This window comes from Micromonospora sp. NPDC000089 (assembly GCF_042899365.1).
Classification (GTDB): domain Bacteria; phylum Actinomycetota; class Actinomycetes; order Mycobacteriales; family Micromonosporaceae; genus Micromonospora.
Window position 1 is genome coordinate 1 of the sequence record NZ_JBIAZT010000028.1, and the last position, 14,919, is coordinate 14,919.

General features: G+C 67.0%; 6 protein-coding genes and 4 pseudogenes. 6 read left to right on the forward strand and 4 right to left on the reverse strand.

Annotation, left to right across the window (positions count from 1 at the left end; translation table 11 throughout):
• Positions 1-726 precede the first annotated feature (726 nt).
• A complete protein-coding gene (locus ACFY3U_RS27620) occupies positions 727-1,338 on the forward strand; it encodes a MarR family winged helix-turn-helix transcriptional regulator (RefSeq protein WP_387206902.1) in 612 nt (203 codons plus the stop codon).
• Between the two features lie 813 nt (positions 1,339-2,151).
• Here the strand turns inward: ACFY3U_RS27620 and ACFY3U_RS27625 are convergent.
• Positions 2,152-8,595, reverse strand: a complete 6,444-nt coding sequence (locus ACFY3U_RS27625; RefSeq protein WP_387206903.1) for an FG-GAP-like repeat-containing protein — start codon at positions 8,593-8,595, stop codon at positions 2,152-2,154.
• Between the two features lie 462 nt (positions 8,596-9,057).
• Here ACFY3U_RS27625 and ACFY3U_RS27630 point away from each other — a divergent pair, with 462 nt between their 5' ends.
• Positions 9,058-9,384 (forward strand): hypothetical protein, encoded by a 327-nt coding sequence (locus ACFY3U_RS27630; protein ID WP_387206904.1) that lies wholly within the window; start codon positions 9,058-9,060, stop codon positions 9,382-9,384.
• 903 nt (positions 9,385-10,287) lie between these two features.
• Here ACFY3U_RS27630 and ACFY3U_RS27635 read toward each other — a convergent pair.
• On the reverse strand, positions 10,288-10,611 hold the full coding sequence (locus ACFY3U_RS27635) for an HNH endonuclease (protein ID WP_387206905.1): 324 nt from the start codon (positions 10,609-10,611) through the stop codon (positions 10,288-10,290).
• Between the two features lie 918 nt (positions 10,612-11,529).
• Positions 11,530-11,838, reverse strand: a pseudogene (locus tag ACFY3U_RS27640) (transposase); the annotation flags it as partial.
• A gap of 231 nt (positions 11,839-12,069) precedes the next feature.
• Between ACFY3U_RS27640 and ACFY3U_RS27645 the strand changes: the two are divergent.
• Positions 12,070-12,291 (forward strand): hypothetical protein, encoded by a 222-nt coding sequence (locus ACFY3U_RS27645; RefSeq protein ID WP_387206906.1) that lies wholly within the window; start codon positions 12,070-12,072, stop codon positions 12,289-12,291.
• Positions 12,292-12,325: 34 nt separating this feature from the next.
• On the opposite strand, the gene ACFY3U_RS27650 is transcribed toward ACFY3U_RS27645, so the two are convergent.
• Positions 12,326-13,153 carry a glycosyltransferase family 8 protein gene (locus ACFY3U_RS27650; RefSeq protein ID WP_387206907.1) on the reverse strand — a complete coding sequence of 276 codons (828 nt, stop codon included), beginning with the start codon at positions 13,151-13,153 and terminating at the stop codon, positions 12,326-12,328.
• Positions 13,154-13,250: 97 nt separating this feature from the next.
• Here ACFY3U_RS27650 and ACFY3U_RS27655 point away from each other — a divergent pair.
• The 3 pseudogenes from ACFY3U_RS27655 to ACFY3U_RS27665 all read left to right on the forward strand — a co-directional run.
• Positions 13,251-14,021 (forward strand): annotated as a pseudogene (locus tag ACFY3U_RS27655) (transposase domain-containing protein); the annotation flags it as partial.
• Between the two features lie 199 nt (positions 14,022-14,220).
• Positions 14,221-14,334, forward strand: a pseudogene (locus ACFY3U_RS27660) (hypothetical protein); the annotation flags it as partial.
• 79 nt (positions 14,335-14,413) lie between these two features.
• Positions 14,414-14,603 (forward strand): annotated as a pseudogene (locus tag ACFY3U_RS27665) (hypothetical protein); the annotation flags it as partial.
• Positions 14,604-14,919: the final 316 nt, after the last annotated feature.

Genomic DNA, 14,919 nt, shown 5'->3' on the forward strand with positions numbered 1-14,919 from the left:
CATGGGTGTTTCCTTTCGTGGCGGAGGTGTTCCTCGTCGAGCAGTACGCACCCGTCACCCTCACCGGATCTCAGGTCTGGGATGACGGCGGGGCAGCGGTCGGGATCACCACGTCAGACCACCCCGGCCAGAGCCCTGACCGGCGCCCCTAGAAGATCGTCATCACCAGGGCGGGGTGCGGGGGCGACCATGACGAGCGCCCGTCTACTGGTGACGCTGCGCAGGGCGCACGCGCGAAGAACGGCACGTCGGTCTTCCACGATCGTGATGATCATCCCGTGGGCACCCGTGCCGACGGAACCTTCGAGCACCCGAAGCGGGACGGCCCACAGAACAGAGAGAACCGATCGCGACGGCCGCTACGTAGTGCTCGCTGCCGGACGGCGCGGGAGAGGGGTGAGCGCCGTCGGCTGGCGCCGCCACCGATGCCGGGACTGGGGTCGGTGGCGGAGCTCGCCACCCGCAGCCCGTATCTGGACGGCCCCCGCATGACTGCTTCAGCTCGACGAGTGGCGATAAGGAGATCAGGTGGTGCGGAGGACCCATCAGCCAGATCGGCGACGCTCCTGTGACCACCCGAGGCGCCATGGGAATCTTTGCCGATACGGCTCCACGGCATGAGTGACGCGTGCTGGACGTCGGCCGCGGGCTGGTCTGCGGCCTGCCACCGGCACGGAGGCGTGACGACCGGAGCGCGGTGTGGACACTGCCGGAAGGGGTGGACACGTGCCTGGCGATGATGCCGACCGCCGCTCCCCCGAGCCGCACACGGGCGACGTGGCCGACTTCGGCGACGTTCCGTGGCCGGTGGGGTATCCGGAATGGTGCGCCCATCTGAACGCGGTGCAGCGTGGCCTGCTTGAGCTTGAGCACGCATTTCGGCTCTCCACCGGGCTCAGCCTCGTCGACTTCTACATCCTCGCGGCGTTGGCCGTCGAGCCTGGTCACCGCCTCCGGATGAAGGAGCTCGCACGCATCCTGCGGGTGTATCCGAGCCGGGCCACCTATCACGTCAATACGTTGCAGGAGCGGGGCCTCGTGGTCCGGGAGACCAACGTGTTCGACCGGCGTGGCAATGATGTCCGCCTCACGGTTACCGGGTTGCGCGCCGTGCGTGCCGCGTGGGCGGACCATTACGGGGCATCGAAGGATTACGCCGCCCTCTTTGGCGTCGAGTTCGTCGACATCCCTGCCCAACTCCTACAGGGCACGGAGGCTCACAGGCCGGGACGAGTTCCTCCTGGCAGCGCCCAGGGCCCGATCAGAGACGCACTCGGCGTCGGGGTACGCGCGCTCGATCCGACCCGCGTACCCCTCGGCCAGGAACGCCTCGGCTGACCTTCCTCGACGACGGCGCTTCAGCGCTCCCGATCGTTGAGCCATACCGCGAACCGCTCCGGGGTACGCACGCCGTCGTAAGGACCACCGGGTAGATCTCACTCCGCCGACCTGGTCCGGATAGCCGGGTCGCCGGCGCCAGACATCCTTGATCGCAACACCCCGCGGCGCTGCTCGCCCGTGATCCGATCAAGTCCGTGGACGACCAGCAGAGAGGCCCACGGCGAGAGCGCCGCCTCAACGACCGACGGGCAGGTTCACGCTCTACGGCGATCGATCGGCCGAGCAACGGCAAGCCGCCCGGGAAGGTTCTGCGGCTGCCCACGCAACGAGAGAAGGCGGCCGAGCCCATCACCTCCTTGGGCGAACGACTCGCATCGAGGCAGTTCAAGACCCCTTTGATCGTCGTCGTCGGAAGCCGGCTCGGAAGGTGAACCCACCCCCGGCCGCGCCCGTGGCCTGACCCGCGCAACCTGATGAGGCGAAGCGGGATGTGCCGGGCGGCGACGAGTCGCTGCCCGGCACATCCCGAGGCTCAGAACTTGCTCATTGTCGAACGGCCCGCCGTGTCCTCTGTTCTGCGCCGAAGCCGATCGTAAATGGCTCAGGGTTGAGGGAGTGGCATGGTGCGGAGGTGCTCTGCGCGCCAAGTAGACCGCTCGACGTGCCCACACTCACACCCGGCTTTTCCTCTGGCCCTGTGAGATCAAGCCCTGCCTCCAAGACACTGATCGGGGAACCCCCGTGGGGCTGACCGCCCGCCAGCAGGGCAGAAGAAGCATTGAGAATTTCCTCCATCGGGTGAGATCGACTTCATCGGAAGCCGGCTCGGAACGTGAACGGGCCATTCACCTGCTTATAGGAGCCGCTCGTCCAGCCGCTCTGGGTGAAATTGCTGGAGACGGGTCCGAAGTTTATATGCGTGGTGTACGACGCCTTGAACTGACCACCCGATCTGTTGTCCCATTCAATTACCAGAGGACTGAACTCGACGGCGGGACCCAACGCGACACCCCCGACGGTAAGACCAGCCGTAATACTCAACTTAAACCCCCCGCCAAATTTTCCGTCAGTGCCCGCATGGCCATAGACCGAAGCACCAACGCCGAGCACTGGGCCCTTGATGCTGGTCCCCGCAGCCGTGTAGACGTAGAGGTTGGTTGATGGAAGCAGCGCGGGAGAGTTGTCGGGTTTTGGCCCGTCGCTCGAATTGTCTGGGTCGGTGCAGGTCATTGACGATTCGCAGGTGTTGGTGGTGGTGTTGGTGTTTTCGGGGGTGTCGGTGTTTTCGGGGGTGCCGGGGTCGCAGGAGGTTGCTTCTGGGCAGGCGCCGCCGGCGTCTTTCGCGGTTTCGGTGGCGCATTGTCCGCCGTCGGCGCTACAGACGTCGTTTTCCGCGTACATCGGGCCGTTGACCTGGTTCTGAGCCTGCTTGAGTGCCTCGGTTACGGCTTTCTGTTCCGAGGCCAACTGTTTCGCTGCGGCTTTGGCCTTGGCCTCGGCAAAGGCTTTGGCCTCGGCTTCAGCCGCCTTCTTCGCTTCGGCCTGGGCGCGGACGTAGAAGCGGTCGAGCTCTTTTTCCAGCCGTCTGGACGCTGGCGAGTTGGGGTTGACCGGGCTGATGCCCCAGTAGCCGCCGTCGAAGAAGGCGTTGGCGTCGTCCATCATGTCCTGGAAGTCTTCGGTCGCGCTTGTCGCGCCACCGTCGTCCTGCTTCCAGATGGGGCAGTCGGCGCATTCTTCGTAGCCGGTGGGGTCGGTGTTGGTGAGAGGGTTGTTGGAGACGTAGGTGTAACGGTTCCAGGCTTGGGTGGTGTTACTGCCGTTCACGAGTGGGTCGGGGGTGAGGAATCTGCCGAGTTCGGGGTCGTAGACGCGGCCCTTCATGTCGACGAGGCCGAGATCCCGGTCGTCGTCGTGACCGGTGTAGCCGGGGTCGGTGGTGGCGGGCTGGATACCGCTGGTGTAGCCGGCGTCTCCGGTGGTCAGGTCGGGATTACGGAGCTTTCCGAAGGCGTCGTAGCTGCGTTCTTCGACGACTTTGGCCTTGTTTGGGCCGTCGAGGGTGGTGACCAGGCTGGTGGAGCCGAGGTGGTCGTTGTGTGGGTAGAGGACGGGGCCGGGCGCTGCGATCGGGGAGGTGTCCTGCTCGGAGTAGGCCAGCGTGGCGACCTGTCGGCCGCCCGCGGTGACCTGGAAGCGGTGCTCGGTGCGGCCGTCGGCGTGGTGGCGTTCGTAGAGGCCGGGGAAGTAGGTGGTGACACTGCCTCCGCTGGCCTTGCGGAGCCGGTCACGGGCGGGTGAGTAGACGAAGGTCGTGTCGGCCTTGGCTTTGGCGGAGGTGATGGTGGAAGGCAGGTTGAAGTTGTTGTACGTGACGTTGCCGTCCGGGCGGCCGGTCTGGTTCCCCACCGCGTCGTAGCCGTAGGTGCGGTTGCCGAACAGGCCGCCGCTGACCTGGGTGACCCGGGTCGGGTGCTGCGGGTCGTAGGTGTACGCACCGCGGCGCTTGCTGCTGGTGATGTTTCCCAGCGTGTCGTAGCTCCAGGTGTCGGTCTGACCCGCGGTCGGGCCGATCGCCAGGGAGGCCGAGGTCACCCGGCCGAGAGGGTCGTAGGTGAACGTCTCGGCGGGGTACTCACTCGGCCCGCTGGCCGCGTCGGTGGTCCGGCAGTCGACGCAGGCGGGCAGCTTGGAGGTACGGGACAGGAGGTTGCCCTCGCTGTCGTAGGCATACTTCTGCCCCCAGAGGATCTTTCCGGGGTCGACGTCGTAAGTCGAGGTGGCCACCTCCTGGTCGAGGACGGCGCCGTTCCAGTCGTACGCGGTGGTCGAGGTGACGAGATCGCCGGACACCTCCTTGGTGAGCCGGTCCTGGTCGTCGCTCTCCTTCGGCGTCCACACCTGCGTGGCGGCGGCGCCTGGAGAGGTGGCGGTGACCGCGGACAGCGCCCCGTTCGGCGACTGGTACTTGTAGTCCACGGTGGTGGGCGTGGTCTGCCCGTTGAGGATGGGGTACCTGATCTGGGTGGGGCGGTTGAAGGTGTCGTAGGAGTAGCCGACGGTCAGCGTCTCGGACGTGGCCGGGTTGGTCTCCGTGGGCAGGGTCTGGGTCTGGGTCAGCAGCCGGCTCAGGTTGTCGTACGTGTAGCCGGTGGTGGTGGTGATGGTCCGGCCGCTGCTCTGGTCGGACAGGTCGCTCTGCAGGAGCATGCCCTTGCGGGTCTGCGCGCCCAGCACGTCGTAGGTGTTGGTGAGGGTCGAGGTGATCTTGCCATTCTGGGTGACCGTCTGCTTGGTCAGGCGTCCCAGGCTGTCGTAGATGTGCCCGGTGGCCCGCCCGTTGGCGTCGTAGGAAACGGTCAGCTCACCGAAGCCGTTGTAGATGGCGGTGGTGGTGCCGCGCTCACTGTCCGTGCTGGAGGTGAGCGCACCCAGCGCGTCGTACTTGAAAGAGCTCGTCGCAGCCCCGACCCCGTCGACCTTCGTCGAGGTCAGGGTGCCGAACGGGCCGTACTGGTAGGTGCGGTGCGACTTGACGCTGCTGCCCCATCCGTCCCACGCGGACACCGTCTGTCCCCGCTCGTCGACGCTCAACAACCGCACAGTGCCGCGGGCGTCGGTGGACGTGGTCGTCAGTTCCTTGTACGACCAGGACCTCGACACATCGTGCGGGTCCTTCTGGGTGATCTTCCGGCCCCGGTCGTCGTAGGTGTAGATGACCTTGTCCACCGTGGTCACCGGGGCGTTGGTGCGGTGGTAGAGCGAGCGGGATGCCAGCCATCCCTGCGGCTCGTACTCGTTCTCGCGCTCACGCATCAGCCCGTCGCGGCCCTCGAACCGGTCGATCAGGGGTCGTCCCGCGCGGTCGACGACCACCTGCGACACGCCCCCCGTGCCGTCCGCGGTCGTCATCCGCATGAGCTTGTCCGCGCCGATCGCCTCCAGGTCGTAGGTGACGCTCGGCTCCGCGCCGCTGGGCAGCAGGGTCTTCCGCAGCCGTCCCAGGGTGTCATAGGTGTACTGGCTGACCAGCCCGTTCACGTCGACCGACTTGACCACCGCGCCCAGCACCGGGTCATAGGTGGTCTTCGACACGTGGCCACGCGGATTGGTCACCGAGGCCGGGAACCCGAGCACGTCGGCCGTGTAGCTGGTCGTGCGCTTGTCACCGGTGGTGCCGTCGGTCTCGGTCCGGGTAGCGACGTTGCCCAGCGCGTCGTACTCGAAGTCGGTGGTCAGCACCCGACCCGGTGCGGTCGGGTTTCCCGACTGGCGGGACTGCTTGACCCGTTCGCTGGCCCCGTCATACACGTACTCCACCGTGCGGGTCTGGCCCGACCACACACCATCGTTCTTCACCGAGTCGTTGGTCTCCACCTTCTTCGGCCGCCCGATCAGCCACTGGGCCACATCCACATCCGGCGTCGTGATCACCACGGACCTGCTCGCCGTGCCGGGCACGCCGACCGAGCCCTGCGTCGACGACTCGATCTCCCGGGTACCGGTGTTGCCGTAGACGTCCACGTCCTTGGCCGTCTCGGTGCTCTGCTGGAACGGCGCGATGTTCTGCGCGTCGAACGCCGACGGCTGCACCGTCGATGCCAGGCCCGGCACCGCGGGCATCTCGTAGAACCGCCGCTTCGTCGTGGACACGTAGTGGAACGCCGTCCCCGCATAGGTGGTGAGGAGCATGGACCAGTCGAGGTTCGTCCGCTCCAGCGACTGCCGGCCGCCCGGCAGCGAATGCACCACCCACCGCTCCGCCAGTCGCGGATCCTTCCCCGAGACACTGTTGGTGTAGAACGAGCGCTCCGTCACCGCGCCGTGTGACCCCACGCTCGCGGCCGTCACCACCCGACGCTCCGCGAACCCGAGGAACGCCCGCGACCCCTTGTCGATCCGGCCCGTACGATAGGTGAAGTTCGACACCATCTCGGTGCCCGGAGCCTCGTTCAGACCCGCGTCCCGGCGCACCTGTTTGACCACGTACATGCCGCCGCCGGCAAGACAACTGGTCCCCTGCTTCTGCTGACACTGACCCGGCGTGTACACCGAACCGTCCGCCAGCGGCCCGTAGACGAACGTCAGGGTCGGCTTCAGGCTGTCCACCGCACCCGACGGGAACTGCTGACCCTCACGCACCTTCCACAGCAGATCCTGCCTGTTACCCGCCCCCAGACCATCGGTGCGGTGCCGGAACACCTTCAGGCTCGTCGGCCCGGTGAACTCCGGGTCCGGCCGATCCACGAGCACGACGTCATCCAGTCCGTCACCGTCGACATCCGCCACCCGGGTGCCCTGCTTCATCAGGGATTCAGCGCTGCGCGCGGCGAAGTTCACCGTAGTTGCGGACCGCGCGTACACCGGCTTGCCGTCCGCACCGAACCCGGTCACCCGGACCACGTCCAAGCCCACATACTTCGGCCCGCTCGTGGACGCCCCACTACTCAGCCGCGGCACCAGAAGATCCTGCCGACCATCGCCGTCATAGTCGGCAACCTCGACCGCACCAAAGGCATCCGACGCCAAGTTGACGCCCATCGGCCGCCAGTCGTCAAAAGCCCCCATGTTCAGGCTGATATAAAGCTCGTTCTTCTTGCCCTCCCGCGTTCCGTTGCTGACGATGTCGGTCAGACCGTCACCGTTCATGTCCAGAAACTGCAGGTCCAAACCCGGAGAGTAGGGAAGGGCGTTCGACCCCGGTCCTTCCCCCAAGACGTCGATCCGAACCCAACGCCCTTCGAGGCCCTCACGGCGGTACGCCTCGTCGCGGCCGTCGCTGTTGGAGTCGAACACGATGACATCGCTCGCCGCCACCTTGTCCAGACCCGGCAGGCTCTGCGGTGCGTGGAACGCCTTGTCGTCCGGCTGCCCAGCATCGATCTGCGTGCTCACCGTCCCCGAACGGTGCCGATACGACCACTCGTACTTGACCGGCGGGCCGGCAGAGATCCGCTTGTACTCCAGCAGATCCTGGTAACCGTCACCGTCGAAGTCGCCCATCAGCGCCCCCGTCGGCCCGGCATCACCCTGCAGATCCTGGTTGAACGGACCCGTGAACGTGGTCTCCACCCGCTTCACGGTCTCCCCGGCACGCGACAACGCCGGCCGCCACGTGTGCACCTGCCGCTCCCGCGGCATCAGGTCCGCCCGCCCGTCCAGGTCGTAGTCGAACGGGAAAGCCGTCGCCTTGGTGCCCTCCCCGTTGAAATCACCATTCTTGACGGACTGGTACACATCCGTGCCGGTCTGGGCATAGGCATACTTCCACGCCCCCGCCTCCGGCCACGCCAGCTCCGCGCGGCCATCCCCGTTGAAATCGGCCGTAATCAACTGGCTGTCCCGCGTCGACGGCACCAGCGACTGGTCCGACTGCGCTGAAGTGAACCCCGGCACCCCCGACGTCCACGAGAACGTCGTCGGCCGCTTGCAGGCGGAAGCCACCGCGCCGCACTCCGTCAACGACGCCAACTTGCTAGCTGCCGACGCACCAAAATTGTTGTACGTCATCCCGTAGGAACGAACCCGGCTCCACGAGGCGCCCGTCTTGACACTGATCAGCACCGACGACAGGAGCCGCAAACCCTCCCGGGGACCCCCATACATGAACCCGTAGCGCGGATCCGGCCGGTTCACATAGTCGAACTGCACCATCCGGGTCGCCAGGTCGCCATGCCCGTACAGGATGGCCGTGGGCCACCGCTCGATCTCACCACCGTTGGTGTACGACTCCGTCCGCTGGTTGTACTTGTAGGTGATCACATTCCCCGACCGGTCCTCGGAACGCGCGATCGCCCACGCCACATTCACGTAGAAAGGCGCCCGACTCACAGTGCCGTCGATGCCGTAACGCTGCACCGCCCCGTCCGCCGTCCACACCGTGAAATCGGTCGGACCCTTGACTTCCGCCGGCGTCCCCGCCGGCCGGAACGACTTCACCCGCACATGCGAATCCGGCTGCGTCCGATACTCCGTCCCGTCCGCACCGTAAGCGCCCGAGGTCGCCACCAACTTCTGCCCGTTCAGACAGAAGCGGTCGTCCGCCGTCAACTGCGGCCCGAGCGCCACCCCGTCCTCGGCAACCGTCTTCGCGCACCTGCTGATCCGCGACAGACCTGTCAGCCCGAACCCCACGCCCAGCAAACCGTCCCGCGTGTCGCTGCTGTAGGAGAGCCCGACCTTGGGCGTAAAACCACCGGGCCCCGGCACCACATCGAACGAAACCTCGTAGCGGGCCTCACCGTCGTCCCCCACGGATTCCGCTCCGCCCGTGCCTCCCATCGCACCGCCCTCGGCAGGGACCATCGCCGAGGCGGTTTCCCCCGCCGGGCCCGACTCGGGAGCCGACAGCGCAACCCCAGGGACCGCGGATAGCGCCGCCGCCAGCAACACAGCGATCAGGCGGCCCGGCAGCCGCCGACCAACCGCACCTCGAATCCGTCTCACAAGCACGCCTCCCGGCAAACAACTCGGCGGACATCGCCAACAAATCGTTCACGAGGCATCAACCGGAACTGGATCAGAGGTTGAGGGAAAGCCCGCATCAGAGCCGCCGTCGGTATCCGAAGAACCGGGCATGCCGGGAAAGCGGGGATGCGAGCCGGCTGTGAAACTCTCGGCCGGCGTCCGTGCCGTGCATCGGCTCGGTGGCGCCGTGGAACACGGCGAGGATCCACGCTCGGACCGGAGAACGGGTGCCTCCACATCGGGTGATTGGTGGCCAGCGAGCGACACCTGCCGCGCGGAGCGGTGTTCGCCGACGACCCGACGGTCCTGAAGGCGGCGTTCAAGACCGCGTACAAGCTCCGGCCCCAGTTCCTGCACGCGGGCAAACGGGCGATCTCGTTCACCGGCCACGTGTTCGCGACCATCGTGGCTGCGGACCGTCCCGCTGGTGACGGTCCACGTCTGAGCGCCGCTCAACTGCGCGCCGTCCTGCGGGCCCTGATCATGCAGGAGCTGACCGGCCGCGGCAGCACCGATCCCTCGGGGCTTGGACGAGATCACGTTCGTCACGGGCACGACGCCGACGTCCTGAGCTGACCGCCTCACGTGTCCGGCGGTCGCGTCGAGACCGCCCCGGGACCGTAGCGGGCGGATATCAATGACAGACGCTACTGCCAGCGGCACCGAACCGAAGCAAAGCCTGAGCAGGACCTACGCCATCTGCTGATCTTCGGCAAGCGAGCACAGCACACGGGTGTGCGACCCACTAACACGATGACAAAATGGGAACCCGCAGGCAGTCAGCCTCCGGGTACAGATAGAGCGTCGTCTTAGGAAACCGATGCTCTATCCCCTGAGCTACGGGGGCGCGAGGGCCTAGTCTAGCGACCTGGGGGTTCACCTGGGGTGGCAGGGAGTGGCCCACGTTCACCCACGTTCCCGGGCCGCCGTTCTCCCAGCCCAGGACCAGCTCGAGCACACGAACCCGTTTTGCGACCGGCGGTCGGCCGCAGTGACCCGCGCTGGCACCGGTTCACCCCGGTTGGCATCCGCTGGAGAGCACGCAGAGCACATCATCGATGATCATGCTGTGCTCGCTCAGCCCGGGACCCGTCGGCCGGCGCCGACGGCAGTGACCGACGCGGTGTCAGCCCTCGGACTCACCCCCGCCGAAGGCGAGGACCGCCGAGTACGTCGGCGCACGCTTGGTCCATGGGGTTGGTGCGTCCGGCCTGTGAAAACGACGCCCCACCCAGATGCCTACGGCGACGGCCCCCACCAAGTGTCCGCTCATAGCCGATGTGAGTGCGCCCGAAGCGATGCTGACACACCTATAAACAAAACGACGCGCTGACGAGTTCCTGGAGGTGCTCAACAGAGTCGACCGAGCCCTGAAGGCCTCATACCTCCGCTGTTCCTCCATGCCTGCCGTCCAGAGCGAGCCGGCCCTCTTTCGAATCCATCCGGTAGGTAGACCCTATCTGCGACCCATTGCCGTCTTCAGCTGATGAACCGAACGATCGTCGTGGACCGACGCCGTATTCGGTCCATCTCCGATTCGAGGCGGTAGGTCTTGCGCGAGTTACACAGCCAGTGGGCGCACTGTGCGTTGTCTCGTCGGTGTTTTCCTCCTCGCGCGAGCGGGGTCACGTGGTCGAGGCTGACCGACATCGGGTGCGGAAAGATCAGGGTCCGGTCAACCGGTCGCTTACAGATTCCGCACGTCCAGCCGTCGCGCTCGTAGATCTCGATGTCGGTGAACTTTTCGGACTCCGGGTCTCGGCGCGCGAGGCGACGGTTGCGCTTGTTGTTGCGATTCTTCATCCGGCGTAGCTCCGGCCGGTCCTTAAGCCACTGCTGGGTCTGCCGCTTCCACGCTTGTTCGCTGCAGGGCGGGCAACGCTTCCGAAAGTTTCCGTTCCGGCCCGTCTGCTCGATGGTCTTGCCGCAGCCGAGACACGTTGTGCGCCATACCGTCGGGGGCAGCGCATTCGCATCCCGGCGGGCCTGCTCGGCACGGCGCGCATACTCTGGCCGGCAGTTTCGACAACAGATGGGGGACGCGCCAAGCCGCTGCACCGGTGTAACCGCCGCGCAGATGACACAGGAGAAGACGACGGGTCTACGCGCAGTCGTCGCGGCGCGATTTCTGGCGTTCTGACGCTCTCGCAAGCCGCGTGTTGTGCACGAGGGGCAGCGCTGAGGCGGATTACCGCCGCGCCCCTTCCAACGGAATTCGGCAGCGCAGCTGCCGCACCGGTGAATTTCTGGACGCTGGGGATGGTTGTCGGCGTAGTACTGCCGGGAGTACTCGATGCGCCGTTGACGGTTGTGAAGCTCGGCGCACGATGTACAGCGGGCGGGCCGCTTCCCTCGCCCCTGGATCTGCGGTAATGCGCCGTCGCAGTCGACACATCGGCGCTCAAGTTCAGCCTGGATGCGGGCCTCTCGCTCCGGTGCGCGCTTGCGGCGCTGAGCTTGACGAGTCTGTTGACGTTTTCGTTTGAGCTGGCAGTCGCCGCATCGTGGAGAATGTCGGCCGGGACCTGTGACCGGCGGAAGTTCACCGCTGCAGTCGACACAGAAGCGGACCGCGGCGTTCATGTGGTTCCCGTTCAGGGACCGCAATGTCGTCGTGGGTCGATCACCTGTCATGGTCGCCCCTTCCAGACTGAATCACGACGAGACGGTACCCGTGAGGTACGACACTTCTAGGTTGCAGCACACGATCGAGGGAGGTGATCAGGAGACGGGCTCCGGTGGCGGTCGGAGCCGAAACAGGCTGCCACCCGTGCTTAAGTGCTTGCGAGCGATCCCACAGCGGTCCTCCCGCCCGGCCGCCTCCGCTAGAGACACAGCTCTGTGACGTTGGCGGCTCCGCGCAACGAGCCGTGGCTTGCTTAATGCCTGCGGCGCGCCACCGGCCGTACCGGCCCGGTCCTGCCTGGCCTTGGTGACCCAGTTACGCAGCATCTCGTGATTGACGCCCAGTTCCTTGGCTACGTCGCAGTTTGGACAGCCGGAGTCCAGCACCAGTGCCACGGCCTGGCGCCGGAACTGTTGGGGTTCTTACTCGGTGGTGCCATGCGGTTCCTCCTCCTCGGCAGGCTGCCAAGTCAGGAGGTGTCCGGCCTCAGGGGGTCACTTCGGCTTCCTGCGTACCCTGCCGGCCGAACTGTAAGAGGCCGCCGAACTCGACGGCGCCGGCCCGTGGGCCGCGTTCCGCCGGGTGGCCGTGCCACTGTCCTACCCGTCGCTGGCCGCCACCGCATCTTCCTGTTCGTGATGCACTGGAACGACCTGCTCTATCCCCTGCTGTTCATCGACGATCCGGCCAAACGCACGCTGCCGCTGGCGCTGCTGGACTTCACCGGCGAATACCTCACCGACTATCCGCTGCTGTTCACCGGCGTGGTTGTCGCCTCCACCCCGATGGTCGTCGCGTACGCGCTGCTGCAACGCCACTTCGTCGCCGGCATCACCGCCGGCGCCGTCAAGGGGTGACCGCCGGCACGGCCCGGAGTGCGCCGGTGCCCGCTCACGCCGCCAGGCTCAGGCCGCCGCTGAGTCGTCGGTGCCGCCAGTAGAGGTCCCGCCGCGCGCCCTCGGGAAAGCCGGACTGCCAGGGCTTGACCGGCCCGGCGGCGTGGATGATCGGGGACTCGGAGAGACTCCCCCCGAACGTCGGTTCGAGCCGCCATGCCATCAGGTCGTTCCACCGGCGGGGCAGACGCAGCCAGTTGTCGTAGACGGCGTAGTTGAGGGCGTCCTGGTCCGGGTAGCGCGCCTCGTGCGCGTGCCGGGCCAGGTAGTCCAGCGACGTCTCGGTGACCTCGCACTCCTTCCACCGGGCGACATCGATCAGCAGGACCCCGGAGTTGAAGTAGTCCGCCCACGGGTCCAGGTGCTGGTACTCCGGCAGGCCCGGGATGCCGCCCATGTCCAGCAGCCGCCGGTGGAACGGGTCACGGACGGCACCGAGCGGGACGCCGCCCAGATCCACCGCGAACAGCGGCGCGAGGCTGCTCGTGCACAAGGTGTCGCAGTCCAGGTAGAGCACCCGTCGTACCTCGTCGGGCAGCGCGCCGGGGACCAGCAGGCGCAGGTACATCGCCGTGGAGAAGTAGGTGAACGCGGAGTCGCGCCCCTTGGACAGGTTGACGAGGGACGTGTCGACCGACAGGTAGGTCACGGACGCGTCCGGCCCGGCCGCCCGGGTGAGGGCCGCCCGGGTCGCGGCCTTCACGTCGTCGGCCGCGACCAGCCAGTATCGCAGCGGCACACCCGGATTCGACTCGGCGACGGTCGACAGGACGACGGCGGCGTGGTGTGCGTAAGCGGCGTCGAACGCCAGGGTGATGTCCACGGTGCTCTCCCTCGTGCGTCGCTCGCAGCCCGTTCGTATCTTCGCGTGGCCCGGTCCCGGTGACGACCCCAGATCGACCCCTGATCGTCGACGGCCGATGTGGAGACGTCGTCGGGAGCGGTGCGGTGGCGGCGGCCCGGTACGGTGCGGGCACCATCCGAGAGAGGCCACCGCCCGCCCATGCGCCGGACCATGCCGATCCTCGTCGCCCTCACCCTGCTCGGTCTGTCCAGCGGGTGCGCCGACGACTCCGGTTCCGTCTCCACCGCCACCAGCGTCGTTCCACCCGCCGAAACCCCGACCGACGAGGCGACCCCGGGCGCTATGGCGTCCACTCCCGACGCTGCGGCGTCCACCCCGGCCGACGACCCGACGCCGGCCGCGCCCGCCCCGGCGAAGCCGGCGAACGCGCCGCAACCGCCCGTGGGCGAAACTCGTCGCCGGTCTGCGCGGGCTACCAGTCGCCGATCCCAGCGGTAGCGCATTACGGCAGGCCCGGCAACGACTCGGTGTGGCCCCGTTGCGGTCCTTGTTCGACCTGCTACGAGGCCCAGCGGCCACCAGCGCTGTCACTACGGTCCGGTGGAGGGGTCTGCTGCCGGTCGTCGTCGACGGCACCATGATCGCCGTCGCGGACTCCACGGCCAACCTGCGTCGCTACGTCAAACACCGGTGCAACAACGGCGGCTCCGGCTACCCGACACTGTGGCTGAGCGCGCTGCTGGCCTGCGGTACCCGTTCGGTCATCGACGCCGTGTTCGACCCGAGCACCACGGGCGAGATCACTCAAGCCCACCGGCTGACCCGCAGCCTCCGCGCCGGAATGCTGCTGCTGGCCGACCGCAACTACGCCGCCGCCGACCTGATCACCGCGTTCACCGCCACCGGAGCGGACCTGCTGATCCGCTGCAAGACCAGCCGGAAACTCCCGCTGATCCACCGCCACCGCGACGGATCCTGGCTGTCGATCATCGGCGGCCGGCACGTCCGCGTGATCGAGGCCCGGATCAGCATCATCACCACCACCGCCGGCCACCACCGCCGGCCACTACCGGCTGATCACCACCCTGCTCGACCCGCGTCGCTACCCGGCCGCCGACCTTGTCCGCCTCTACCACCAGCGGTGGGAGATCGAGACCGCCTACCTGGAACTGAAGTCCACCATCCTCGGCGGCCGGGTCCTGCGCGCCCGCACCCCCGACGGTGTCGATCAGGAGATCCACGCCCTGCTGATCGTCTACCAGGTGCTCCGCACCGCCACGGCCCGCGCGCCTGGCCAGCATGTACGAGGTGGTGCTCACCGAAGCCAACACCGTCGAGGATCCACAGCTGGCTCGACGCCGACCTCCTCCGGCGGCTCTGGCCCACCCTCTGGCTGCCACCCCAGCTCAGGCAACGCTGGGAAGAAGCCTTTCCCGAACTCGCCGCAACCCGCAACAACGCGACGTAGCCGTGGACCCCTTCCGCTAACCGCCTCGCCCGTGGCCCGCAGATCGAACATCAAATTACCGCGTACCGAACGCACCGGGCCCCGCAAATAGAAAGCCAAGTCCCTCGCAGATCGAAAACGCGGCCGTTATGATGACGCCGTGCCCACACCGCGCCTAATCCCCCGCCGCGCCGCCGCGCAGGTCAATGCCGCCTTGGCGGACACCCGCGTCGTCTTGATCGGCGGAGCACGGCAAGCAGGCAAGAGCACCCTGGTGCGCCTCGTTGCCGGCGACCGTCTAGCCGAGCGCCGCGATCTTGATCGGGCTCAGGACCGG

Bases quoted from the DNA above. Each gene is read 5' to 3' on its own strand.
- ACFY3U_RS27635 (WP_387206905.1), bottom strand. From the start codon at position 10,611: ATGAAGAATCGCAACAACAAGCGCAACCGTCGCCTCGCGCGCCGAGAC.